Annotated in this window: 1 pseudogene; it reads right to left on the reverse strand. The window is 69.3% G+C overall.

What is annotated here, in order from left to right:
* Positions 1-358 (reverse strand): annotated as a pseudogene (locus tag EN861_RS34500) (amylo-alpha-1,6-glucosidase); the annotation flags it as partial.

The raw sequence follows: 358 nt of genomic DNA on the forward strand, positions 1-358 counted from the left end.
TGCAAGCCGGAGATCACGCCGTCGCGGCCGAAGGCCGTCGAGAACCACGGGATGCCGGCATAGGGATAGGGACCGGTCGCGAGCTCCGTGGTGAGCAGTGCGACATCGGCGCGGGCACGCTCGACCCAGTCGTTGAAGACACGGCCGGAACTGCGCACCGTGGCGCCATGCCGGCGCTTGGCGCGCATGCCGAAACGCGCGCGCGCAGCGGCGGCGCGGAAGCGGTCGCGCCCGGGCGTGTCGGCGATCTCGGGACCGACCTCGACATAGAGCACCTTGCTGCTGCGCTTGGTGACCGCGATCAGGAAGTCGGCGCGATTGTTGTGCAACTGGTCGGGAGCTTGCGAGAAGGAGACGG

The organism is Mesorhizobium sp. M8A.F.Ca.ET.218.01.1.1 (assembly GCF_004791165.1).
GTDB lineage: Bacteria > Pseudomonadota > Alphaproteobacteria > Rhizobiales > Rhizobiaceae > Mesorhizobium.